The sequence below is a fragment of the uncultured Serinicoccus sp. genome (genome assembly GCF_947500995.1).
Lineage (GTDB): Bacteria > Actinomycetota > Actinomycetes > Actinomycetales > Dermatophilaceae > Ornithinicoccus.
Genome location: NZ_CANMUA010000005.1, coordinates 53292 through 76819, shown reverse-complemented (window position 1 = coordinate 76819; position 23528 = coordinate 53292). Strand labels below are relative to the sequence as shown.

General features: G+C 67.3%; 18 protein-coding genes and 3 pseudogenes. 15 read left to right on the top strand and 6 right to left on the bottom strand.

Translation table 11 applies throughout. The features are described 5' to 3' along the window. Window positions 1-102 precede the first annotated feature (102 nt). On the bottom strand, window positions 103-669 hold the full coding sequence (locus tag Q0967_RS08935; protein ID WP_298752420.1) for a YceI family protein: 567 nt from the start codon (window positions 667-669) through the stop codon (window positions 103-105). An 84-nt stretch (window positions 670-753) separates the two neighbouring features. Here Q0967_RS08935 and Q0967_RS08930 point away from each other — a divergent pair, with 84 nt between their 5' ends. Continuing rightward, the gene (locus Q0967_RS08930) at window positions 754-1221 is read left to right on the top strand and encodes a MarR family winged helix-turn-helix transcriptional regulator (RefSeq protein ID WP_298752421.1); all 468 of its coding nucleotides are present in this window, start codon (window positions 754-756) and stop codon (window positions 1219-1221) included. Here the strand turns inward: Q0967_RS08930 and Q0967_RS08925 are convergent. Beyond that, complete coding sequence (locus Q0967_RS08925) at window positions 1187-1591, bottom strand: nuclear transport factor 2 family protein (RefSeq protein WP_298752422.1); 405 nt, start codon at window positions 1589-1591, stop codon at window positions 1187-1189. The two genes, Q0967_RS08930 and Q0967_RS08925, sit on opposite strands and share 35 nt — an antisense overlap. A 133-nt stretch (window positions 1592-1724) precedes the next feature. Between Q0967_RS08925 and Q0967_RS08920 the strand changes: the two genes are divergently transcribed. The 8 genes and pseudogenes from Q0967_RS08920 to Q0967_RS08885 all read left to right on the top strand — a co-directional run bounded on the left by Q0967_RS08920 (window position 1725) and on the right by Q0967_RS08885 (window position 7526). Then, window positions 1725-2054 carry a PadR family transcriptional regulator gene (locus Q0967_RS08920; protein WP_298752589.1) on the top strand — a complete coding sequence of 110 codons (330 nt, stop codon included), beginning with the start codon at window positions 1725-1727 and terminating at the stop codon, window positions 2052-2054. A gap of 2 nt (window positions 2055-2056) precedes the next feature. After that, window positions 2057-2437, top strand: a complete 381-nt coding sequence (locus tag Q0967_RS08915) for a DUF1048 domain-containing protein (protein WP_298752593.1) — start codon at window positions 2057-2059, stop codon at window positions 2435-2437. After that, a pseudogene (locus Q0967_RS08910) lies at window positions 2434-3230 on the top strand (ABC transporter ATP-binding protein). The gene Q0967_RS08915 and the pseudogene Q0967_RS08910 overlap by 4 nt, the downstream one beginning before the upstream one ends. Further along, window positions 3227-4018: an ABC transporter permease gene (locus Q0967_RS08905; RefSeq protein WP_298752423.1), complete on the top strand. Its 792-nt coding sequence runs from the start codon at window positions 3227-3229 to the stop codon at window positions 4016-4018. Before Q0967_RS08910 ends, Q0967_RS08905 begins: the two are co-directional and overlap by 4 nt. Next, window positions 3924-5114 (top strand): annotated as a pseudogene (locus Q0967_RS17435) (sulfatase-like hydrolase/transferase); the annotation flags it as partial. The gene Q0967_RS08905 and the pseudogene Q0967_RS17435, both read left to right, overlap by 95 nt. A gap of 225 nt (window positions 5115-5339) precedes the next feature. After that, entirely contained in the window at window positions 5340-5657 is a 318-nt protein-coding gene (locus tag Q0967_RS17430) for a hypothetical protein (RefSeq protein ID WP_363321996.1), read from the top strand. A gap of 4 nt (window positions 5658-5661) precedes the next feature. Beyond that, window positions 5662-6594: a formylglycine-generating enzyme family protein gene (locus Q0967_RS08890; protein ID WP_299449859.1), complete on the top strand. Its 933-nt coding sequence runs from the start codon at window positions 5662-5664 to the stop codon at window positions 6592-6594. Continuing rightward, complete coding sequence (locus Q0967_RS08885; protein ID WP_299449656.1) at window positions 6591-7526, top strand: HAD family phosphatase; 936 nt, start codon at window positions 6591-6593, stop codon at window positions 7524-7526. Before Q0967_RS08890 ends, Q0967_RS08885 begins: the two co-directional genes overlap by 4 nt. 61 nt (window positions 7527-7587) lie before the next feature. Here Q0967_RS08885 and Q0967_RS08880 read toward each other — a convergent pair whose 3' ends face one another. After that, entirely contained in the window at window positions 7588-8610 is a 1023-nt protein-coding gene (locus Q0967_RS08880) for a zinc-dependent alcohol dehydrogenase (protein ID WP_299449654.1), read from the bottom strand. Window positions 8611-9553: 943 nt separating this feature from the next. Between Q0967_RS08880 and Q0967_RS08875 the strand changes: the two genes are divergently transcribed. After that, window positions 9554-12418 (top strand): NACHT domain-containing NTPase, encoded by a 2865-nt coding sequence (locus Q0967_RS08875; RefSeq protein WP_299449652.1) that lies wholly within the window; start codon window positions 9554-9556, stop codon window positions 12416-12418. Window positions 12419-12454: 36 nt separating this feature from the next. Here the strand turns inward: Q0967_RS08875 and Q0967_RS08870 are convergent, their stop codons facing one another. The 3 genes and pseudogenes from Q0967_RS08870 to Q0967_RS08860 all read right to left on the bottom strand — a co-directional run bounded on the left by Q0967_RS08870 (window position 12455) and on the right by Q0967_RS08860 (window position 16868). Then, the gene (locus tag Q0967_RS08870) at window positions 12455-14047 is read right to left on the bottom strand and encodes a hypothetical protein (protein ID WP_299449650.1); all 1593 of its coding nucleotides are present in this window, start codon (window positions 14045-14047) and stop codon (window positions 12455-12457) included. Between the two features lie 229 nt (window positions 14048-14276). Continuing rightward, window positions 14277-15610, bottom strand: a pseudogene (locus Q0967_RS08865) (ISL3 family transposase). A gap of 202 nt (window positions 15611-15812) precedes the next feature. Continuing rightward, window positions 15813-16868, bottom strand: a complete 1056-nt coding sequence (locus Q0967_RS08860; protein WP_299449649.1) for a restriction endonuclease — start codon at window positions 16866-16868, stop codon at window positions 15813-15815. Between the two features lie 200 nt (window positions 16869-17068). Between Q0967_RS08860 and Q0967_RS08855 the strand changes: the two genes are divergently transcribed. The 5 genes from Q0967_RS08855 to Q0967_RS08835 all read left to right on the top strand — a co-directional run bounded on the left by Q0967_RS08855 (window position 17069) and on the right by Q0967_RS08835 (window position 23525). Further along, entirely contained in the window at window positions 17069-18259 is a 1191-nt protein-coding gene (locus Q0967_RS08855) for a TRAFAC clade GTPase domain-containing protein (RefSeq protein ID WP_299449646.1), read from the top strand. A 685-nt stretch (window positions 18260-18944) separates the two neighbouring features. After that, on the top strand, window positions 18945-20183 hold the full coding sequence (locus tag Q0967_RS08850) for an IS110 family transposase (protein WP_299449644.1): 1239 nt from the start codon (window positions 18945-18947) through the stop codon (window positions 20181-20183). A 307-nt stretch (window positions 20184-20490) separates the two neighbouring features. Further along, window positions 20491-21780, top strand: a complete 1290-nt coding sequence (locus tag Q0967_RS08845; RefSeq protein WP_299449642.1) for an ISL3 family transposase — start codon at window positions 20491-20493, stop codon at window positions 21778-21780. A gap of 66 nt (window positions 21781-21846) precedes the next feature. Continuing rightward, on the top strand, window positions 21847-22974 hold the full coding sequence (locus Q0967_RS08840; protein WP_299449640.1) for a PD-(D/E)XK nuclease family protein: 1128 nt from the start codon (window positions 21847-21849) through the stop codon (window positions 22972-22974). Window positions 22975-23105: 131 nt separating this feature from the next. After that, on the top strand, window positions 23106-23525 hold the full coding sequence (locus tag Q0967_RS08835; protein ID WP_299449638.1) for an HIT family protein: 420 nt from the start codon (window positions 23106-23108) through the stop codon (window positions 23523-23525). Window positions 23526-23528 lie beyond the last annotated feature (3 nt).

The following is a 23528-nucleotide window of genomic DNA, read 5'->3' as shown; positions in this document are numbered from 1 at the left end:
CGCCCCCGGACATGACGACGGCCCCGCCGGGTCACAGGTCCAGCGGGGCCGCGCTCACCCCGGACCGGTTGCAGGCACGGTCCGGGGGAGTGTGTGGCGAGATCAGACGGACTTGATGGCCGAGATCTCGAACTCCAGGGTAACCTTCTCGGCGACCAGGACACCACCGGTCTCCAGCGCGGCGTTCCAGGTGAGGCCGAAGTCCTTGCGGTTGACGACGGTGGAGCCCTCGAAGCCGATGCGCTGGTTGCCGAACGGGTCGGTCGCGGCCCCAGCGTACTCGAAGTCCACGGTGACCGGGCGGGTGACGTCCTTGATGGTCAGGTCGCCCGTGACGCGCAGCGTCTCGTCGTCCACCGCGGTGACCTCGGTCGAGGTGAAGGTCATCGTGGGGTAGTTCTCCACGTCGAAGAAGTCCGGCGAGCGCAGGTGGCCGTCACGGTCCGCGGAGCGGGTGTCGACCGAGGCGACCTGCATGGTCAGCTGCACGGAGGCGTCCTGGAGGCCGGGGCCGGTGGTGGCGCTGCCCTCGATGTCGTTGAAGGCGCCCCGGACCTTGGTGACCATGGCGTGCCGGGTCGAGAAGCCGACGCGGCTGTGCGAGGCGTCGATGGCGTAGGTGCCGTCCAGGTCGTGCAGGGAGATGGTGGTGGGGGTGACGTCGGTCATGAGGGGGTCCTTCCCGGATAGTTGATCGGTCAACTGTCACTCTAGATGTTGGTGACGTGTCACGCAACTGCTAGACTGAGAGACATGCCCACCACTGCGACCGCCCCCTGGCTCGACGAGGACGAGATGCGCCTGTGGCGCGCCTGGCTGCGGGTGCAGACCGAGCTGCCGGCGGCCATGGGCCGGGCGCTGCACGAGGACAGTGACCTGTCGCTGCAGGACTTCGAGACCCTGGTGCGGCTCTCGGAGTCGGGGGAGGGGCGGCTGCGCGTGTCGGCGCTGGCCGACGAGATGCACTGGGAGCGGTCGAGGCTCTCGCACCACCTGCGCAGGATGGGCGCCCGCGGGCTCGTGGAGAAGGTCGAGTGCCCGGAGGACGGCCGGGGGTCGTTCGTGGTGCTGACCCCGGCCGGCCGGGAGGCCCTGGAGGGCGCTGCCCCGGATCACGTGCGCACGGTCCGCCAGGTCTTCCTCGACGGGATGAGCGCGCCGGAGCGCGATGCGCTGCTGCGCGTGCTCACGCGGGTGCTGGACCGGGTGGCCCCGGCCTGAGCCCGCCGTCCGGGGCCGGCTCGATGGTCAGGTGGCGGATGACGCCGTAGTCCGTCGTGAAGCGCTGCCGCAGGGTCGCGCTGCCGCCGAGGAAGGCGCCCTCGATGCGGACGAGGACGTCCACGGTCCGGTCGTCGACGACCGTGTGACCCAGCACGGTGGTGGTGTGCTCGACGGCCGTGGCCGACTCGACGATCCACCGGGCGACCGCGTCGATCCCGACGTGCCTGCCGCCGTCGTCCTCCACCACGGCGTCGGGGGCGAAGAGGGCGGCGGCGTCGGCATACCGGCCGGCGTCCCGGGCGGCGAGGTAGGAGCGCAGCAGGCCGGGCAGCCGTCGGACGGGCGTGGGCTCGTGGTCGGTGGTCATGGGCTCTCCTCGGTCGGGCGGTCCTGACCAGTATGGGCGCGGGGACCGACGGTCCTGGACCCGCTTGCCACGGTCCGGTACTCAGCGTTACTGTGTAGTGGTAGTCAGTGACAGTGAGTAGATGGGAGCGACGGTGGGCCGGCAGTCGACGGAGATGCTCAAGGGCGTCCTCGAGGGCATCGTCCTGACCCTGCTGTCCACGCGGCCCGCCTACGGCTACGAGATCACCGCGCGCCTGCGCGACCAGGGGTTCACCGACCTCGCCGAGGGGACGGTGTACGCGCTGCTGATCCGCATCGAGCAGCGCGGCCTGGTCGACGTCGAGAAGGTGCCCTCGGAGAAGGGGCCGCCGCGCAAGGTCTTCACCCTCAACGCCCGCGGGCGCGAGGACCTCACCGAGTTCTGGAGGACCTGGAGCTTCCTCACCGAACGACTGGACCAGCTCCGAGAGGATGGTGCGTGAGCATGGCGGCACGCTGGATCGAGACGGTGACCGGCCCGTGGTCGCAGAAGCGGCGCTACTGGCGCTACAAGGACCGGCGCCGGGCCCTCCCTGCCCACCACCGCACCGCGGTCGAGGGCCTGGACCGGTATGTGATGGTGACGGGCGGCATCGCCCGCGGTGACGTGCTGGTGCAGATGCTGGAGGACCTCGTCGAGCTCTTCGAGCAGAGCGCGGCCGACGGTCTGTCCGTCACCGACGTGGTGGGCGCGGACCCGGTCGAGTTCGCCGAGACCTTCCTGGCCACCTACGACGACGCACGGTGGGTGACCCACGAGCGGCGCCGGCTGGGCGAGACCATCGTCCGCGCCTCCTCGCTCGAGCAGCACGGAGCGCGGGGATGACGACCACCACCGGACCCACGATCGAGGTGCACGGCCTGAGGAAGTCCTTCGCCGGCGTCGACGTCCTCCGCGGTGTCGACCTCGAGGTCGACCGGGGCAGCATCCACGCCCTCCTGGGGCGAACGGCGCCGGCAAGACCACCCTGGTGCGCATCCTGTCGACGCTCCTGCCCCCGGATGCCGGCACCGCCACGGTCTGCGACCTCGACGTGGTGACCCGGGCCGCCGACGTCCGTGGCTCGATCAGCCTCACCGGCCAGTTCGCCGCCGTCGACGAGGTCCTCACCGGCCGGGAGAACCTCGTGCTCATGGGCCAGCTCTGGCACCTGCCGGACCCGCGCGAGCGCGCGCGGGAGCTGCTGGAGCAGTTCTCCCTGGTGGAGGCGGGCGGCCGGCGGGTGGCGACCTACTCCGGAGGGATGCGGCGACGTCTCGACATCGCCATGAGCCTGACGGGCCGCCCACCGGTGGTCTTCCTCGACGAGCCGACGACCGGACTCGACCCGCAGGGGCGCCTCGAGGTGTGGGACGCCGTCCGCACCCTGGCCGCCGCAGGCACGACCGTGCTGCTGACGACGCAGTACCTCGAGGAGGCGGAGCACCTCGCGGACCGCATCGCGATCCTGCACCACGGCCGGGTCCTGGTCGAGGGCACCCTCGCCGAGCTGCGCGCCCTGCTGCCCCCCACCACGGTGGAGTACGTCGAGACGCAGCCGACCCTGGAGGAGATCTTCCTGGCGCTCGTCGGGGACGACCCGGCCGACGCCGACGAGCACGTGGAGGACGGACGATGAGCACGCACGCCCTGCACGAGACGGCCGCGCTCACCCGCCGCTCGCTGCGCCACGTCCTGCGCAGCCCCGACACGATCGTCACGACGGCGGTCATGCCCATCGCCTTCCTGCTGCTCTTCGTCTACGTCTTCGGTGGCGCGATCGAGGCCGGCGTGGAGGGCCCGGCGGCCGGGTCGTCGGGCGGAGAGGCCTACGTCGACTACCTGCTGCCGGGCATCCTGCTCATCACCATCGCGACCGGTGTCGCCTACACGGCATACCGCGTGTTCATGGACCTGCAAGGGGGGATGGTCGAGCGGCTGCGGTCCATGCCGATCTCCCGCGCCCCGGTCCTGTGGGCGCACGTGCTGACGTCGCTGGCGGCCATCCTGACCTCGCTGGCCGTCGTGGTGGGCGTGGCCGTGCTCATGGGGTTCCGGAGCGAGGCAGACCTGCTCGGGTGCCTCGCGGTGACCGGGATCCTGGTCCTCGTGGCGCTGGTGCTCACCTGGCTGGCCGTCATCGCCGGGCTGTCGGCCCGGTCCCTGGACGGCGCGATCGCCTTCTCCTACCCGCTGATCTTCCTGCCCTTCCTCAGCTCGGCCTTCGTGCCCACCGCCACGATGCCCGGACCGGGCCGGTGGTTCGCCGAGCACCAACCGGTGACCTCGGTCGTGGACAGCCTGCGGGCCCTGCTGGCCGGCGAACCGGTCGGTGGGGAGATCTGGGTGGCGCTCGCCTGGTGCGTCGGCGCCCTCGTGCTGGCCTACACGGTCGCCGTGGTGCTCTTCCGTCGTCGCGTGGGATGAGGCCGGGCGAGGTGCTCCCCGGCCCGTCCTGCCCTGTTCCACATCTGGCCGCGCCACCGCTGCGGTAGTACGTTTCCTCCCATCGGTGGATTTTCTCGACCACGGTCCTTCCGGTCGGGTCGACGGGACTGAGGAGTGCCATGACGGAACGACCGAACATCCTCATCATCTGGGGCGACGACATCGGCCTCAGCAACCTCAGCTGCTACGCCGACGGGGTGATGGGGTACCGCACGCCCCACATCGACCGTCTCGCCGAGGAGGGGGTGCGGTTCACGACTACTACGGTGAGCAGAGCTGTACCGCGGGGCGGGCGGCCTTCATCACCGGGCAGAACCCCTACCGCACCGGCCTGACCAAGGTCGGTATGCCGGGGGCGGACATCGGCCTGCGCGCGGAGGACCCGACGATCGCGACCGCGCTGAAGTCGCTGGGGTATGCCACCGGGCAGTTCGGCAAGAACCACTTCGGGGACCGCGACGAGTTCCTCCCGACCGCCCACGGCTTCGACGAGTTCTTCGGCAACCTCTACCACCTCAACTCCGAGGAGGAGCCCGAGCTCTTCGACTACCCCTCCGAGGAGGACTTCCCGAACTTCCGCGAGCGGTTCGGCCCGCGTGGGGTCATCCACTCCTGGGCCCAGGAGGACGGGACGCAGCGGATCGAGGACACCGGTCCGCTCACCAGGGAGCGGATGAGGACCATCGACGACGAGGTCGTGCCGGAGGCCCTGCGCTTCATGAGCGACGCGCAGGACGACGACACCCCGTTCTTCGTGTGGCTCAACACCACGCACATGCACTTCCGCACGCACGGCAAGGAGAGCAGCCGGGGACGGGCGGGCCGCTGGCAGTCGGAGTACCACGACACGATGTGCGACCACGACGACCTGGTCGGCTCGGTGCTCGACCACCTCGACGAGCGCGGGCTGACCGACTCGACCATCGTCATGTAATCCACCGACAACGGGCCGCACATGAACAGCTGGCCGGATGCGGGTGTGACGCCCTTCCGCAGCGAGAAGAACTCGAACTGGGAAGGCGCCTACCGGGTCCCCGCCCTCGTCCGCTGGCCGGGACGCATCCCCGCGGGAGAGGTGCGCACCGGCATCGTCAGCCACAACGACTGGTTCGTCACCCTCCTCGCCGCGGCGGGCGACCCCGACGTCGCCGGCCGGCTGCGGGAGGGCACCGAGCTGGCGGGCGCGACCTACAAGGTGCACCTGGACGGGCACGACCAGCTCGACTACCTCACCGGGCAGGCTGCCGAGAGCCCGCGTAAGCACTTCTTCTACGTCTCCGACGACGGCGACCTGACCGCGATGAGGTACGACAACTGGAAGTTCGTCTTCCTGGAGCAGCGTGCGACCGGGACGTTGCGCATCTGGGCCGAGCCCTTCGTCGAGCTGCGCTTCCCCAAGCTGTTCAACCTCCGGGCCGACCCCTACGAGCGCGCGGACATCACCTCGAACACCTACTGGGACTGGGTCCTGGACCACGTGTGGACCTTCGTCCCGGCCCAGGCCTACGTCGCCGAGATGATCTCCAGCCTGGCCGAGTTCCCCCCGCGGCAGAAGCCCGCCAGCTTCAACGTCGAGCAGGTCATGGCCAAGCTCACGAGCGGCATCGGGGACAGCTGAGGTGCTGGTCGACCTTCCCGGGGGGGCCTTCACCATGGGGTCGGACTCCCACTACGCGGAGGAGGCGCCCGCGCACCAGGTGCGGGTGGACGGCTTCACGATCGAGTCGACCGCGGTGACCAACGTCGAGTTCGCCGCGTTCGTGGAGGCCACGGGCTACGTCACCGTGGCTGAGCGCGACCTCGACCCGGCCGACTACCCCGGCGCCCCACCGGAGAACCTGCAGCCCGGGTCCTTGGTGTTCACGCCCACGCCGGGGCCGGTCGATCTCCGTCACCTCAGCCAGTGGTGGACCTGGAAGCCCGGGGCGAGCTGGCGCCATCCGCAGGGACCGCGCAGCTCGGTCGAGGCGAAGGGGGACCATCCGGTCGTCCACGTCGCGCACGAGGACGCCCAGGCCTACGCCAGCTGGGTGGGTGGCCGACTCCCGACGGAGGCGGAGTGGGAGTACGCGGCCCGCGGAGGCCTGGAGGGCGCGGCATACACCTGGGGTGAGGAGGCCAGGCCGGGTGGCCGCATCATGGCCAACACCTGGGACGGTCCGGACTTCCCCTGGCGCAGCACGGGGGAGAGCGGCTTCCTGCGGACCGCGCCCGTCGGGAGCTTCCCGCCCAACGGGTTCGGGCTCTTCGACATGGCCGGCAACGTGTGGGAGTGGACGGACGACTGGTGGAGCGAGCGCCACCCCGGACGCTCGCAGGGGTCCTGCTGCCTGCCGAGCAACCCCCGCGGCGGCTCGCTGGAGGAGAGCTACGACCGGGCGCAGCCGCAGTTCCGGGTGGGGCGGAAGGTCGTCAAGGGCGGCTCGCACCTGTGCGCCGACTCCTACTGCCTGCGCTACCGCCCTGCCGCGCGCCGACCGCAGATGCTCGACACCGGGACCAGTCACCAGGGCTTCCGGTGCGTCCGACCCGGCGGACGGGACGGTGCCGCGTGACCCCCGACGTCCTGCCGTCCTGGCGCCCCGGCGCGTCCCGCGACGCCGTGGTGCGCTTCTTGGACCAGGCGCGGGCCGTGCCGGTCGAGGACCGGGTCGCCTGCTTCGACAACGACGGGACGTTGTGGTGCGAGCGTCCGCGGTATGCCCAGCTCGACTTCTTCGTGGACGCGCTCCGGACCGCCCTCGCCCGTGACCCCGGCCTCGCCGAGCGGGCGGAGTACGCCGCCCTGCTGACCGGTGACCGGGCGGCCCGCGACGAGATGGGGCTCGGGCGGATCGCCCTGGCGCTCACCGAGCTCTTCGAGGGGATCTCCGCCCAGGAGTTCACGGCCCGGGTGCGCGACTTCTTCGACCGTGCCGTCCACCCCACCCTGGACCGGCCGCTGCGCACGCTGACCTACGTGCCCATGCTGGAGCTCCTCGACGAGCTGCGGCGGGCCGACTTCAGCGTGCTCATCGTCACCGGCGGCGGCACCGAGTTCGTCCGGGCGGTCAGCCAGCAGCTCTACGGGGTGCCCCCCGAGGCGGTGGCCGGGAGTCTCATCGACTACGACTTCCTCCCGACCTCGGACGGGTCGGGGCCACGCCTCGTCCGCGCCAGCCGCCTCGTCGGGCCGGCGAACGAGGGGGCGGCCAAGGTGACGCACATCCAGACCCAGCTCGGCCGGCGCCCCATCCTCGCGGCAGGCAACTCCGGCGGCGACCGCGAGATGCTCGAGTGGGCCGCGGCGGGGGAGGGGCCCACCCTGGCGTTGCTGGTCGACCACGACGACGGCGACCGCGAGTTCGCCTACACCAGCACCGCCGAGACCTTCGCCGAGCCCGAACCCATCACGCAGGTGGGTGCGCGTCTGGGCTGGACGGTCGTGAGCATGGCCCGCGACTGGGAGACGGTCTTCGACGGCTCCGGAACCGGGACGACGCCCTGAGATCCAGGCGGGGCCGGTGGCCGGGAGGTCGGCGACCACGAGGGCGCGCCGGGCTGCCTGCCTAGGCGCTCGCGGACAGGTCGAAGACGAGCCGCGCGGGGACGCGACCGGAGAGCACCTCCTCGAAGCAGTCGTTGACGTCCTCGAGGCGTCGAGGCTCGGCGACGACGCGGGTGCGTCCGCGGGCGTGCAGGGCGAAGCAGTCGGCGAGGTCGTTGCGGGTGCCGACGAGCGAGCCGATCACCGAGATCCCCTTGAGGACGGTCTCGAACACCGGCAGCTCCAGGCGGTTGTCCGCCGGCAACCCGACCAGCACGAGCCGGCCGCCCGGGTTGAGCGAGGCGTGCGCCGCGCGCATCGCCTCAGGGGAGGGCACGGTCACCAGCGCCACGTCCACCCCGCCCAGCGCGGCCAGCTCCTCCTCCTGCCGGCCCGACCTGGCGTCGACGGTGTGGTCGGCCCCCAGCTCTCGGGCGAGCTGCAGCTTCTCGTCCTCGACGTCCACCGCCACCGTCCTGGCGCCGAACACCGAGGCGTACTGCAGGCCGAGGTGGCCCAGCCCGCCGACCCCGACCACCATGACGGTCTCGTTCGGCTGCGGGTGGGCGACCTTGAGCGCCTTGTAGGTCGTGACGCCCGCACAGGTGAGCGGTGCGGCGTCGAAGGAGGTGACCCCCTCGGGCACGGGGACGACGTGGGAGGCGTAGGCGAGCACGTACTCGGCATACCCGCCGTCCATGGTGTAGCCGGTGTACTGCGGGCTCAGGCAGTAGGTCTCCCAGCCCCCGACGCAGTAGCGGCAGTGGCCGCAGGCGTGGCCCAGCCACGGGACCGCCACCCGGTCGCCCTCCTCCACGGGGGAGTCGCCGTCCCCGCGGGCGACCACCGTCCCGACCCCCTCGTGGCCCGGGATGAGCGGCATCGTCGGCCGGACCGGCCACTCCCCGCGGGCGGCGTGGATGTCCGTGTGGCACAGCCCGGAGGCCTCGACCCTGACGAGGACCTGACCCGGGCCGGGCTCGGGGACGGGGACCTCACGGATCTCCAGGGGGGCTCCGAGCGAGGGGACGACGGCGGCTTTCATCTCGATCCTTCCGTAGATGGGGACCTGCAACGCCAGAGGATGACGCAGAGATCATCATACTACGTGACATAGTAGGTAGGCGGTGCCGCGCCGTCGAAGAGCAGAGGGTGGGGGTCCGGGGCTGCCGGCCGCGCCAGGCGTTCAGACGCCTGACCGGGCCGGGACGTGGGCCCCGTGGGGCTCGAACCCACAACCTACGGATTAAAAGGCAGATGCACTGCGGTGCAGGGGATGTGGCACCTGCGGCGGTCGGTGCAAACCACGGTTCTTGACGCAACCAAGGGCGGTCGGGGCGATGCTGTGGTGGCCAAATGGTGGCCACGCGCGACCCCGTCCTGGAACTCCTCTCCGGGAGCTGGACAAGTGCATCCGCCCACGATGCCAGTGCGGGCGAGACTCGCCACTGAACCCCTCACGCGACACGCCGCAGGCTGGACCGGGAGGCGCGGCTGAGCCACTTGGACCCACGGCCGGTGGCGCTCCTCATCGCCAGGGTTCGGCGTAGCAGGGTGGGCCACCACGGTTTGGTGGCCACACCAACGGGTTCATGGTTATGGGAGTGGGTCCGGGTCGGCGCCCGTGTTGTCGAGCGACACCGTGGATGACTACCGGCCGGTGGCAGCATCCTGGCCGGGACTCGAGGACCATCCCAGGCATGGCGACCGGGGCCGCCACCCTGCACCTCAGGTCGCAATCCTGAACCTGGGTGCCCACACGCCGCGGTGCGTGACAGCACGCTCACGCCGATGTCCGGACGACTGGTGATCCCCTTCCATGTGGTCAGAGACGCCGATCAGCAGCCAAAGCCTAGGGTTCTCGCGGCAATGTTCAGTACGGAAGCGCCTGTTAGGCAGCGTTGCGACGACTTGCAGCAGATCCTCGTCGTGATCTTAGGCGCGAGCCTGTGCGTCCTAGGTCAGCGGCGACAGGCAGGATGGGATCCATGCCCTACGTGATCGAGGAACTGGGACCGCACGACTTCGAGCGCATGGTTCAGGCGCTGCTGGTCTGCGAGTTCGGGCCCACACTGGAGGTCTTCGGCACGGGCAAGGACGACGGTCGGGACGCAGTATTTGAGGGGGTCTCGCCAACTACACTTACGGCGGACGACGCACCATCGTGGGACGGATACCACGTCTTCCAAGCCAAGTTCTGCGAACGCCCCGGTGATGCTCGTGCGAACAAGGGCTGGTTGCTCGCGCAAGTCCGGAGAGAGCTGAAACGCTGGAGCGAGGTCGTCACTTACAACGACAAGACCGAATTGAAGCGCAAGGGTAGGCGCCCTGACTACTTCATCGTCATCACCAATGTGTCTCTCTCTGGGCATATCGGAGGTGGGATCGATGAGGTTGAGAGCGCCATCCGAGAACATGCAGCCGACCCGAAGAACCAGTGGGACCTGAATGCCTGCCAGGTGTGGGACAGGTCCAAAGTCGAGCGACTTCTGGACGCGCACGTCAGCGTGAGACAGCGGTTCAACGGACTTTTGACCGCGGGCGACGTCATTGCGGCATTGGCCGGCGGCACGATGACGGTTCCAACCATTTCGCTCGGAGACTCGCTGCCCCTGCTGGAGGAGCATGCACGTGTGGAACTGGTGCAGGGCGGTCAGGTGAAACTCGGCGAGGCTGGTCAGGTCGCGAACCAGCGCCTCGACCTCGCGGCTGTCGCTGTCGACCTCCCCGCGGAAATCGAGACTGACGAAGACGGTATGTCGGATCTGCGAGTGCTGCAGCACATCATCACGGTGGGCAATCTCGTGCAGCGGCCCTCTGTTCGAGTTGAGTCCAGCCCCCACTTCCTCATCATCGGTGGGCCAGGACAGGGAAAGACAACCCTCGGTCGGATACTCGTTCAGACTTACCGCGCCGCGCTCCTGAGCTCCCGACCTAACCAAAGCCCACAGGTGTCGCGGATCGTGGTCGCGTCCCTCGAGCGCGCCGCTCAGATCGGGGCGCCACGCATCACAAACCGACGATGGCCGTTCCGCGTCGACCTGGCCGAGTACGCATCCGATGTAGCCGGCGGTGCAGAGGTGCCGCTCGTCGCCTACATTGCCCGCAAGATCAATGCGGTCACGGGTGCAGACTTCTTCGCACGTAATGCCCGTCAATGGCTAGGAGCCTGGCCGTGGCTGCTGGTCCTCGATGGCTACGACGAGGTAGCGTCCGCGGTTGCAAGGGAGCAGGTGGCGAGGGCCGTGACAGCATTGCTGGAGACCGCGCAGACTGAAGACGCTGATCTGCTGATCGTTGCGACGACCCGACCGCAAGGCTACGGTAACGAGCTCCCTGATGCCCTTGCAAAACTAAAATTGCGGAAGCTCTCACGCGACGACGCCGTTGCCTATGCAACCCGGCTAACGCAGATGCGTCTGGGTGAAGATGCTGACAAGACGGAGGTAATAAAACGCATCACGGCCGCGGTAGACGATGAAGTGACGGGGCGGTTGATGGGCACGCCGCTGCAAGTCATGATTCTGACGCTTTTGCTGGAGAACCGACGCCGACCGCCGCAGGACCGAGCCTCGCTTTTCCAGGCGTACTACGATGTGATCTACGACCGTGAATTGCAGAAGCAGAACTATCTATCGGACGTGCTCCAGGATCATCGTTTGGATATCGACGCCATCCACTTTCGCGTCGGCCTCACCTTGCAGATCCGGAGCGAGGACGGTGGAGACTTCGATGCCGCAATGTCCGCAGATGAACTCCACCAAATCATCCGCCAGCGCCTAATCGCTCAGGAGCATTCCGGCCCTAGCCTCGAGCGACGCGTCGACGACCTGACGCGTGCCGCGCGTGACCGCCTAGTGCTTCTGGCGGCCACAGGGCAGGACCACGTGGGGTTCGACCTACGCAGCCTGCAGGAGTTTATGGCCGCGAAGGCACTTACTTCCGGACGAGACGATGACGTCGTCAGGGACCTCACAGCTATCGGACCGTCTGCGCACTGGCGCAATACTTGGTTGCTGGCCGTTGGGACGTTGTACCGAGAGAAGCCCGACTTATTCGACCGGATGCTCCAGGCCATGCGCGACGTCGACGCCGCCGATGACGCCTGGCTTAGTATTCTTGCTCCAATCGGCCCCAGGTTAGCTACGGACGTCCTGGAGGATGGTCTCGCCGCGAACAACCCACGACATCTGCGTCTGCTCATCGAACATGCTCTGGAGACTCTGAACGGCGTGAGTCTGGGTGCGAGTCGACTCGGTCAAGTGCTCGCTGATCAGAACAACCTCAATGACATAACGCGTAGCAACATCGTGCGCGCGCTTGAACGCGCTCTTGCTTCCCGCCCAGAGAACCACCAAAGCGCGATCCTCGTCCTGCGAGAACTCGCCGCGAAGGAGCGAGTGGGTTCGCTGGCCACAAAGGCACGCCAGATGCGGTCAATGCACGCCTTGTCGAAGAGAGAACCACAGGGTGACAAACGAGTCGTCACTCTGGCAGACGCACTTCCGGCTGAAACCTCTACGACGTGGCTGAAGGGCTCGACACCGCACGCTTTTCGCCAGGACTTGCAAAGTGTAAAGACGACTTGCCGTGCAGACGGCTTGTTCGAGTTCCCTGATGGCTTAGCGGTTCCAGCCAGCGCGTTCGATGTGGCAAGCGACCGGACTGCGCTACAGACAGTGGTGGAAGCCATCGATGCGATCGATCCGCAGAACTGGTCGGCGAGGAGCGCGATCACCTCGCTGCTCTGGCGGGCCCGGGAACGACTACCAGTGGCTGCCGGCTTAGTGGCCCCAAAGCGCATGGCCGGTGAATCGGGCGCGCGGTCCGGGCTGTCGAAGGACGGCTTGTGACGCGTCCCCGGAACACTCCTTTGCCACTGTGCTCGCTCAGTCGGCTGACGAAAGACCTAGTTTTCGAACCCAACGCTTGAAGATTACGTCCAAGCGCGCGGTGTCCTTGTCCGTCAGCTCGATCAGGCGCAACCCGTGGCGCCGAACCAGTTCCCGCTTGCGCGCGGCCTTGACGGCGTACTCCTCGACCCCGAGCGCCCCGAATGCTTCGACGAGAGTGCCGTCTATGAGTGCCCAGTCGGCGCGTAACAGCCCGCGCGCGTTAAGCTCGGCGTCACGGGGGTACATCGGCTCGGGAACGTGTGCCACACCGTTGACGTGCATCCAGTCATCGACCGTGCGCTCCAGCGCCGAGCGGCACAGGTGGCCGTCCACAGCGCGAGACACGAGCCCCCAGCTGGCGCGGTGGCCGTCGGCGGCGACCCCGGAGTCCACAAGCCGCTCAGTCCAGGGCTTTTCGCCCTGCTTGGCCAGCATTCTGAGGACGAGTCGACGAGGAGCATCAGCCTCGCTGAGGTCGACTGGTCGGTTCACCTGCCGCATGGACATAGCGCCGCCGAACTCGATCGCCAGCTGCGTCATCGCCCAGTGCATCGACGGCTCCCAGTCCCTTCCATGGCCAACCGGCAGACCCGTCACGACGTCATCGTCACAGGCCCTGCACACACCACCATCCGGGTTCCCGCCGCACACCAGGCACTCGCTGGACGGGGTGTCCACCAAGCTCCGCCGCTCGAGCCCGTCCAAGCGTCTCTCGACTTCGGGTGGGACACCGAGTCGGTCGTAGGTGCTCCAGGACGTCGCGAGGACCTCCACCACGTCAGGCGGCAGTGCCTCGGCCAGTCCCACCGGGACGCGTCGTCCAGAACGTGCCCGCTCCCTTGCAAGGACGGTGTCGACGTCCCAGAAAAAGATCTGGCCATGCGGGTTCGAGCGATCAAGCACCCTGATCTGCTGCACGTCCAGGTTGTGTCGGCTGGCTACCGCCCGGGCGTAGTCGACAAGCGCGGGGGCATAGACCCGCAACACACGGTCGGGGACGAAGTAGCGCGCAATCCTGAGCACGACGGGGAATCCGAGGAGTTCGACGTTGACCTTCATCAGGCGTGAATGCCTGGAGGAACTCAACTCCGCCTCGGCGGAGTTGGTCCGTAAGACTGCGCGGACAGCGTCCTGTGCACGGGCCCGGTACCAGGGCTGGGCGGGATCGAGCTCGACGCGAGCCCATCGGTAAGGGCTCACGTAGTCGGTAGAATCGGGGTCTTCACGATCAAGAACTGCCTGCTCCCGAATCAGACGCGCCGTCGTGCGAGCAAGGCGTTCACGCAGCCTCGAGACATGGTCAGCCACGGCAGCGCGATCGACATCCTCGCCAGGTCCGCAAGGCAGCGCGACGGCCACGTGGTTGCCGTCCTCCCCGACGCCGTCGATCACAGACCAGATCACGTCGTCGTCGTCGCTGTCCATCGCCTCCGCAGTGCGCCTGCTCGTCCCGATGATGCAGGTCCATCGGTTCGCGGCGATTACAGCCTGACCGAAAGGGAGATTCAGTCCGTAGTCGAACTCGACTCCCCAGTAAGCTACCTTCCAGTAGAAGTCCGACTGGGAGGACAGCTGTTCCGTCTGCATGGGGGCTCGTTCCTCTCGACGTATGCCGGGTGCATGACTACTTCAACCTGACCCGCTGGTGAAACTGTATGCCGACACTAACCCCTTGATCGCAAGGCTCCTAAATTGCGCGCCCACTCAGTAGATGCAGGTCGACCGGCCAAGTATATGCATTAGTGACGACCTGCTGGCCGGTTCCCTTGTCCAAGCAAGAAGATGCTTACGCGGCTCTTCCCAGTTGCGGTGGGGGTCATAGGTTGAGTCCTCCGCCGATGAGGAGCATCCGGAGTCTGTAGTTGGATCGGTTTTTGAAGCCTCGGGCGAGTCGGCGGTGCAGTTCGATGAGGCCGTTGATGGCCTCGGTGCCGCCGTTGGTGGCGCCGGTGGTGAAGTAGGCCAGGAACGCCTCTTTCCACTTGCGTAGGGTCCGGCCGAGGCGGGCGATCTCGGGGATCGGGCAGGAGGGGAAGGAGTCGACGATGCGCTCGGCGATCGAGCGTCCTTCGGTCTTGTCGGCGTGCTGTAGGCGGCGCGCAGCTGCTGGGCGCACTGCCAGGTCAGGTCGACGACCTCGTGCTCGGGGCGGGCGGCGAACGCCCGCTCGATCCTGGCGCGCTGCTTGTCGGTCAGGTTCTCAGCGCCGGCGCGCAGGATGGTCTGGATCCCGTAGAGCGGGTCGCCCTTGCGGCCGCGGTGCCCGGTGGTCGCCTGCTGCACCCGGCGTCTGACCTCATCGACGCACTTGGTGCCCAGGGCGACGACGTGGAAGACGTCCAGGACCGCGGTCGCGTCCTCGAGCTCGTCGTCGATCGCGGCCTTGTACCCGTGGAATGGGTCTAGGGTGGCGACCTCGACGCCGGCGGTGAAGCCATCGCCGCGTTCGGTGAGCCAGTCGGCGTACGCCTTCTTCGACCTGCCTGGGACCAGGTCCAGCAGACGTGCCCTGACCTGCCCGTTCTCATCGCAGGTCAGGTCGACCATCCCGGTCAGCTCCTTCGGTCCGCGGCCACCGTCCTCTGGCGCCTTGGTGGACACGTGGTGCCACACGTGCTCGTCCACGCCCAGGGTCTGGACACCGGTGAAGCGGGACTCATCGGCCGCGGCCACGGCCAGGATGGGCTCGACCCCGGACCAGACGGTGTCCCAGCCCAGACCCAGCTGACGGGCCAGGCCGTGCACCGTGGCGTGCTCGCGCCGCAGCTGACCCACGGCCCAGGACCGGGCCCGGGTCGTCCACGTCGAGCGTGGCGGCGCCAAACTCTCGTCGACCTCGGTGAACGAGCGCCGCGGGCACGAAGGCTCGGCGCAGGCCCAGGTGCGCTTGACCCAGACCAGCCTCACCGGCGTCCCGAACGCCGGAATGTCGACGAGCCTGTGCTCGCGCCGACCGCGCGAGGTCGCGCGCACCCCGCAGTCCGGGCACCCGGCCGGCCCCGGCGGTGACTCCACTCGCACCCCCAGCCCGTCCGGGCCGCGCGCCACGTCCAGGACGTGATAGCCCTCCAGCCCGACGAGCAGGTCGCAGTTGTGACAGTACGCGCTGGGCGCGCCGAGCGCGGCGCAGCACGACGTAGGGTGGTCCATCGTCGAGGTCCTCAGGGTTCTCGGAATGCTTGGTCGCTTCCGATCTTGAGGACCTCGACCCCTCTCACCCCGACAACCGCGCCCCTCGGCGCGTCACACCCTCACCCCCACCACAACTGGGAAGACCCGCTTACGCTCCTGCCGCGTCCAGAGCTTGAGGCATGGCGGCCCCTAGATGCCGAGTTCAAGGACCGCGGGGTGCTCAGAGTGCTTCGTCGTCCAAGACCCAGGCCTTCTTAAGCGGGAGTTGGGCACGTATCGAGTCCGGCAGCTGCGGGTAGGTCTGGAAGAGCTTGTCCAAGAGTTCTTCGCTGTCCCAGATGCGGATTGTCTTGCGTAGGTGGGAGAACTCCGCCATGGCGGGCTTGCTGACTCCACCCCACGCGACCAGAACGCCATGATCGGCGTCGTAACGGGTCACAGCACTGTGCAGCGTGCGTAGCACCGCCGAGCCGACGGCGCCAGGTTCGGACTTGACCTCGACCACAATGGTCGGCGCGCCGAAGCCGAGCGGTCCGCCGCCGGCGAGGATGTCGACGCCCCCGTCCGGCCCGGCAGGAGACACGTCGCAGACGAATCCGAGTGCTTCGAGGATGGCCGCAACCAGGCGCGTGAGTTCGTGCTCTCGGAAGTTGGCCATGACGAACGTTCGAACCTGGTCCTTGATCGCGTCCATCGTTGGCGCCGATGCCGGGTCGGTCACCTGGACGTCACCGTTGATCTTCGTCGCCTCCTGAGCGTCTTTGGACGGGTTGCCCGGGCCTGGGTCGATGCCCGTCTTGGCGATGACGTGCAAGCGGCGTGCGGCGTCATTACGTGAGGGGCTGAAGACGGTCAACGACGCATTGATCATCGCCAACAAGTCCCCCTGCAGCGCTGAACGTGGGACGGTGTCCTCTTGCCACTGAACCGTACGGTAATGGCGTCGATGGGGGTCTGCCTCGGGATCGAAGGCATACGGGCCGGAGCACCGCCCGAAGGCAATGTGTCCCGGCTGCGACTTCAGCGGAAGCAAGATGAGGTCCCCCTCGCGAATGGTGTCGCGGAAGGCCCAGATCTGGCCGGCGAAGATCGCTTGGCGGCCGGGGTGGTCTCCTACGAAGACCTCGTCCACCCGCTCACGAATCGCTTCGCGCGTGTGCAGGTTTGTGAGGTCCCCAGTTTGCCGCCACCCGATGGTGACGCGGCCGTCTCGGAGATTGTGCTCCTCATCCTCACCGTGTCGCCCTGCACGAACCACCCATGCTCTGACGTCCACCTTGACCTCCTCAAACTGCTTTCGGACACATCTGCCCAGCCATCTCCCGCGACGCTACACCGGAGGCGTAGGTCTGCCCTGCTGCGCTCACCCAGGCGAACGACACACGTTCGTCGAAGGGGCTCCCGGTTCCTCGCTGCTCCGAGGGCGCCCGCCGCCACAGGCGCAAGGCAGGCCCATAAGTGAGGTAGTTTCGCGTCATGGCTAGATATCCTCGGGTCCGAGAGCAGCACATCGCCGTCTTCGGCGCGAGCGGCTCGGGGAAAACGGTGCTGGTCTCCTCCTTCTTCGGCCCCACACAGGAGGGGTCCTACTCGAACGACCTGTGGAACCTTGTCGCTGACGACACAGGACAGGGGAACCGGCTCTACCAGAACTTCCTCGGCATGAGGGACCACGCGACAGCTCCACTGCCGACTCGGTTCGACGCTACGACCTATCACTTCTCCGTCAAGCTCAAGGGCGGCGATAACGCCGCGGCGAAAACCCGTCCCTTCGATGCCCTACGGCTGGCATGGCACGACTACCCGGGGGAATGGTTCGAAGAATCGCCAAGCAGTGAGGAGGAGGCGACACGGCGAGTCGATACCTTCAGATCCTTGCTGCGTTCAGATGTAGCGCTGTTCCTCGTAGACGGGCAGAAATTGCTCGACTACGCCGGTGAGGAAGAGCGATACCTCAAGTCACTGATGACAAACTTCCGCCAAGGCCTGCTGCGGCTCAAGGAGGACCTACTAGCAGATCAAGAAAGGCTAGTCGAATTTCCGCGCATCTGGATCCTGGCACTCTCCAAGGCTGATCTGTTCCCAGACTGGGACGTCTACTCCTTCCGCGACCTCGTCGTCGCCAAGGCGGCTGAGCATGTGGACGGTCTACGTGAGACGCTGCAGGACCTGGTGGACACTCCCGAAGCTCTGTCGGTCGGCGAAGACTTCATGCTGCTCTCCTCGGCGAAGTTCGAACTGTCCTCTGCAGCACCCGAGGGCACGGGAAAGATCGATGTCACGCAACGGGTGGGCCTAGACCTCATCCTGCCGGTGGCCTCGCTGCTTCCCCTTGAGCGTCGCGTTCAGTGGGGTGAGCGAATGGAAATTCCTAGAAAGGTTGTGGACACCTTGGCCGACGGCGCCGATACCTTGGCCGCGGTCCTGGTTGGTGGGGGCCCGGTCCTCGAGAAGTTGATGGCCAAGATCCCCGTCGTCGGTCCCCTTGCGCGCAAGGCCGCGATCCCCATGCTGGTGCAGGCCGTCAAGATGAGTCAAAGCCAACTCCAAGAGATGAACGCCCGGGCCAGAGCGGACCACGACCACCTGACTGCCTCACTGACGCAGTTCAAGCTCGACCTGGACGCAGGCGTCAAGGACAGGCTCCTGATCAGGAGTCTTAAGTGAGCCATGTCCAAGAACGACCCGAGAACCTCGTCTGGGCCACCCGCGGCCGTTCCTGGGGGTTCAGATTTCTCCTCAACGGAGGACTGTCGGACCCACTGCCGACGTACGAACGTATCTTTGCGCACGCTGTAAACGAGCCGACGACATGGTGCCGTGACGCCGGGCTGGTCGGACTGCGTTTTCCCGATCCGTTGGGACGCCGAGACGCAGCCGGTCGCGTCATCCCGCACGAGTTCGTTGTGATGGGCAAGTTGGCCGAGGAGATCAGATCCGTCGACGACGGCCTGACAACGGTTTGGCCCCGCGTCGCAGGGGCCTATGCCCGAGTCTGGGATGCGGAAAAACCCCCCGCACCGGGTGATCTCTCCTTCCCGAGCGCACCCGGCGCCGATTGACCCTCGCCTGGGGTCTGCGCGGCGCAGTCCTGCTAGACACACTCATCTAATGGGTTCTGCCGATCCTCTGGCAGGCTCGGTTCCGGTAGCGGCCGGCGGGTCAGCACTCCACTCATCTGATCGTTGAGGTCTTGCGGCAGACCGTGCGCCCGCGGGTCGTGAGGAGGCGTGACCGCTGCTGGGATGACGTGCCCCCAGATCGTTCGGGTGAGCACTTGACCATTAGATCGCCGGAAGTCCTCCTCCACGCTGCTGCAACGGATCGCAACGAGGCGAAGGAGGAGAAGGCGATGTTGTTCGTAGGTGATGACTGGGCCGAGGACCACCACGACGTCGAGCTCGTCGACGACCAGGGACGAATCCTGGCGCGAAGACGCCTACCCGAGGGGCTGGGCGGGATCACCCGGCTGCACGCCCTGCTCGCGGAGCACGCACCGCAGGAATGGGCGGACCTGGACCCGGCCGAGGCGGCCGCGCAGGTGATGGTCGGCATCGAGACCGACCGCGGCCCCTGGGTCGGGGCACTGGTCGCGGCCGGGTACACCGTGTACGCGCTGAACCCGAAGTCGGTCGCCCGCTACCGGGAGCGGCACTCCACCTCCGGGGCGAAGTCGGACACCGCGGACGCGCACCTGCTGGCCGAGATCGTCCGCCTGGACCGGTCACACCACCGCCAGGTCGCCGGCGACAGTCCGACCGGGGAGTCGGTCAAGGTGACCGCCCGGGCGCACCAGTCGATGATCTGGGACCGGACCCGCCACGTGCTGCGCCTCCGCGCGGCGCTGCGGGACTTCTTCCCCGCCGCCCTGGCCGCGTTCGGCGACCTGGACGAGCCGGACACCCTCGCACTGCTGGCCCAGGCACCCGACCCGGATGCCGCCTCGAGGCTGTCCCGCGCCAAGATCGTCCGCGCGCTGACCAGAGCGAACCGGCGCGACGTCACCGCCCGTGCCGAGAAGATCCGCCAGGTCCTGACCGCACCTGAGCTGCGGCAACCGGGCCCGATCCAGGACGCCTACGCCGCGATCGTGAGTTCCGAGGTCGCGCTCATCACGGTGCTGAACGCCCAGATCGAGCGGCTGGGGCAGGTGGTGGCCGAGCATTTTGGCCGGCACCGGGACGCTGACATCTACACCAGCCTTCCCGGCCTCGGTGTGATCCTTAGCGCCCGGATCCTTGGCGAGTTCGGCGATGACCCCCACCGTTACGCCGACGCCAAGGGCCGCAAGGCCTACGCCGGCACCGCCCCGATCACCAGAGCATCAGGAACTAGACGGGTGGTGCTGGCTCGGTACGCCCGCAACCGGCGCCTCGGTGACGCCTTGCAGCAGTGGGCGTTCTGCTCGATGCGCGGCTCCGCCGGTGCACGCGCCTACTACAAGGCCCTCCGAGGACGAGGCGTCGGCCACCAAGCCGCGCTACGACAACTGGCCAACCGCTGGGTCGGCATCCTCCACGGCTGCCTCCGCGACCGGACCTTCTACGACGAGAACACTGCCTGGCAGCAGCACCTCAACACCGCCGCTTGACAGAACCAGAACCTGGGATGTCTGCCGCCAGGAGGACGCTAGCCTTCGGCGCGTCCGACATTGCCGCTGTGGCCGCGTAGCGTCCGACCATGCCTCGAGCCGCTCGCCGGCCCCGTGGGTTCCCGGGCGCGTTGGTGCTTGGGCACGGTACGTTCTACCTCAGGAAGCTGGAGCCGGAGGAACCGCTGGTGACTCACGATCTTGTAACAGGCTCTTCGTAGTTGAGCGGGGCGCCCGGTAGGTGATCGGGCTCGTGGCCCCGACATGCTGTTGGTCTCTCACCACCGACAGCGACGAGGCCACGAGCATGGACGACGGTACGGCAGTACTTCTGGGTCTGGAGGACGAGTTCACCGTCCTGCTGGTCGAGCGGATCGACCCGGGGCGGGTGAAGGCGCTCATCGAGGTCAGGGTGAGCGAGGGTGCCTGCCCGGGGTGCGGGGTCCTGACGAGCAGGGTCAAGGACCGTCCGATCATCGCGGTGAAGGACCTGAAGGTCAGCGGTCAGATCCTGGATCTGTGGTGGCGTAAGCGGCGCCTGGTCTGTCAGCAGACAGGGTGCCAGCGGGTGACGTTCACCCAGCAGTCCACCCAGGTCCCGGCCCGAGCCAGGCTCAGCGTCCGGTTGCGCGCCGAGCTCGCTGCAGCGATCGCCCGGTCGAACCGGGCGGTGTCCGACGTCGCCGCCGAGCACGGCGTGTCCTGGCACACCGCGCACCAGGCGCTGATCGCCGCGGCGACCGCATGGTTCCCCGAACCGGAGCCGACCCGGGTGCTGGGCATCGATGAGACCCGCGCCAGGTCCGTGCGGTGGGTGCTGGAAGAGGCCGGGTGGAGAAGGTCCAACCCGTGGATGACCTCCTTCGTCAACGCCGACACCAGCGCCCCGGGCGCGTTGCTGGGGCTGGTCCCGGGCAGGTCCGGGGCCTGCGTTATCGACTGGCTCGGTGAGCAGTCCCAGGCGTTCCGCGAGGGCATCGAGCTGGTCGTCATCGACCCTTCGGCCCCGTACGCCTCCGGTGTGCGGGCCGCGCTACCGCACGCGCGGGTCGCGGTCGACAAGTGGCACCTGGTGGCACTGGCCAACCAGATGGTCACCGAGGTCCGCCAACGCGTCACCCGGGAACGTCTGGGCCGGCGAGGCACCACCGCCGAGGCGACCTGGGCCCACCGGCAGCTGCTGCTCACCGGGTACGAACACCTCTCGAACAAGCAGGTCGCGCGCCTGCAGACCACCCTGGCGGCCGAGGACACCACCAACGAGATCGGCGCCGCGCACGCCGTCAAGGAACGCCTCAGGCTGCTCCTGGACGCCAGCGACCCGCCCGTCATCCGGGCCCGGCTGTTCGACTTCTACAACGCCGCTTCCGACTCCCACATGGCCGAGACCACCCGTCTGGCCACGACGGTCCAGACCTGGTGGCCGGCCATCCTCACCGCGCTCACCGAGGACGTCACGAACGCCCGCACCGAGGGCTTCAACCGGATCATCAAGGACACCAAGAGAGTCGGCTGCGGGTACCGCAACATGACCAACTACCGACGACGCATACTGGCCCACATCACCCTCACCCGAGGGCACAGGTCAGCAGCATGAACAGCCCCGCCCCGCTTAAATGCGAAGAGCCTTGTAACAGGGCTGCTGCCTGTACTGGGAAATCCCTTGGACGCGGGGTTCAACGTCTTCGATGTCATGCACCACGGTCTGCACGAGAAGCAGATCTCGAACGTCTTCAGGTGGCTTCTGGAAGAAGAGGGGTCCCACAACCTGGGTGACCTGTTCGTGCGCCTCTTTATCGACGAGCTGAACACGCTGCTCGTCGACCAAGAGCCGCTGCTGCACGGTGGGTACTGGGTCCGACAGGAGGTGAACACCGCTGTCGGCGCTGACGCCGAAGACATCGCCGACCTGGTCCTGGAGAGCAAGGAAGCGGTGGTCGTCGTCGAGAACTACTTCACCTCCGATGGTCACGGTCACGATCACAGCCGTTACCAGCAGTACAGCCGGCGCGACAGCCGTAGAGGCGTGGTAGTCCTCCTGTGCCGAGACGAGAACCGTTCGCTGCAAACGCTGGGGTGGGAGAACGCCCCCGTCCTCACCTACGCCAAGCTGATCGGACGCCTCCGCGAGCTCACCGGGCGAGACCTCGTCTACCAGCGAAAGAATCCTGAGGCCTACTCATTCGTCGAGCAGATGTACCGGAAGTTCGTAGAGGAGAGGGGCCGCATGGTGGACGAAGACGTGCTGGGCTTCGTTGTTGCGATGTGCGAAACGGGAGAGGCTCGGCGCTACCAGCAGAAGCAGGTCGAGGTTGCCGCTGAACAGTTCGCCAGTGACTTAGCAGAGCAGGCCAGGCGACGTTTCGACGAGGGCCGTCTGCTGCTGCAACAGATCAAGAGCCGACTGAAGGGGTTCGGCGCACAAGCGTTGAGGCCGCAGCTGAACGCAACGTTCGGCAACGACTTTGTGCGGAAGGTGAGCGCCACTTATGCGGGGATCTACCAGTGGACGGTCAACTTCGACATTGACGACGTCGGAGAAGACATCGGTGAAGCGAGGCTGCAGCTCAAGTTCGGCCCCTCGGCTTGGTTCGCCAATGAGAGCGATCCCGCTTGGAGACAGAGGGTCGATCCCGCCGTTGCCGACTATTCGCGATTGTTCCTAACCCGCGCCGCCAATAGGGAAGTGCGGCAGTCCATCGTGACTCTGCAGGAAGTAGTAGACGGACTGGACAAGACGGACACCCGACTCCACGACGAGATCGTTCAGCTGTTGGCCTACCGCCCGTAAGCACCCTGTCCGAGGCCCCTGGGGTCCGGACAGCGATTCAAGATAGCCAGGGGAGGTCACCCGGCGGACAGCGGCCGCCCTCATCTGCCGCATGCTTCGCGACCATCGGCCGCCGCTCGTAGAGTGCGTCCATGTCTGAGAATGCCCCGACTGCATGCTCCTTCTGCGAGATCTCGGCCGACCGTGGAGAGGCGAGCGTCGCCGCTCGCGACGAGTTGACCGTGGCTTTCATGGACGCATACCCCGTCGCCCCCGGACACGTGCTCATCGTGCCCCGCCGACACGTTCGCTCGTTGGCTGACCTCAATCCTGACGAGGGCACCGCCCTATGGGGCATGACGCAATTGATGGCCCGGAGGGTTAAGGCGAAGCACGCACCGGCGGTGAATCTGCACCTTTCCGACGGTGCAGAGGCCGAGCAGGATATCTCGCACGTCCACATGCACGTTGTTCCACGGCATAGCAATGACGCTGTAAAGATCGAGCTGCCGGGCACTCGCGCCACCAGGGACGAGCTCGACCGCGTCGCAGCCTCGCTTGCCGAAGACTGACTG

What these genes read in the sequence shown, in the direction of transcription:
- Q0967_RS08845 (WP_299449642.1), top strand. Translation starts at nt 20,491, where the DNA reads ATGGACGACGGTACGGCAGTACTTCTGGGTCTGGAGGACGAGTTCACC.
- Q0967_RS08855 (WP_299449646.1), top strand. Translation starts at nt 17,069, where the DNA reads ATGGCTAGATATCCTCGGGTCCGAGAGCAGCACATCGCCGTCTTCGGC.
- Q0967_RS08835 (WP_299449638.1), top strand. Translation starts at nt 23,106, where the DNA reads ATGTCTGAGAATGCCCCGACTGCATGCTCCTTCTGCGAGATCTCGGCC.
- Q0967_RS17430 (WP_363321996.1), top strand. Translation starts at nt 5,340, where the DNA reads ATGAGGTACGACAACTGGAAGTTCGTCTTCCTGGAGCAGCGTGCGACC.
- Q0967_RS08935 (WP_298752420.1), bottom strand. Translation starts at nt 669, where the DNA reads ATGACCGACGTCACCCCCACCACCATCTCCCTGCACGACCTGGACGGC.
- Q0967_RS08905 (WP_298752423.1), top strand. Translation starts at nt 3,227, where the DNA reads ATGAGCACGCACGCCCTGCACGAGACGGCCGCGCTCACCCGCCGCTCG.
- Q0967_RS08875 (WP_299449652.1), top strand. Translation starts at nt 9,554, where the DNA reads ATGCCCTACGTGATCGAGGAACTGGGACCGCACGACTTCGAGCGCATG.
- Q0967_RS08925 (WP_298752422.1), bottom strand. Translation starts at nt 1,591, where the DNA reads ATGACCACCGACCACGAGCCCACGCCCGTCCGACGGCTGCCCGGCCTG.
- Q0967_RS08850 (WP_299449644.1), top strand. Translation starts at nt 18,945, where the DNA reads ATGTTGTTCGTAGGTGATGACTGGGCCGAGGACCACCACGACGTCGAG.
- Q0967_RS08870 (WP_299449650.1), bottom strand. Translation starts at nt 14,047, where the DNA reads ATGCAGACGGAACAGCTGTCCTCCCAGTCGGACTTCTACTGGAAGGTA.
- Q0967_RS08930 (WP_298752421.1), top strand. Translation starts at nt 754, where the DNA reads ATGCCCACCACTGCGACCGCCCCCTGGCTCGACGAGGACGAGATGCGC.
- Q0967_RS08915 (WP_298752593.1), top strand. Translation starts at nt 2,057, where the DNA reads ATGGCGGCACGCTGGATCGAGACGGTGACCGGCCCGTGGTCGCAGAAG.
- Q0967_RS08880 (WP_299449654.1), bottom strand. Translation starts at nt 8,610, where the DNA reads ATGAAAGCCGCCGTCGTCCCCTCGCTCGGAGCCCCCCTGGAGATCCGT.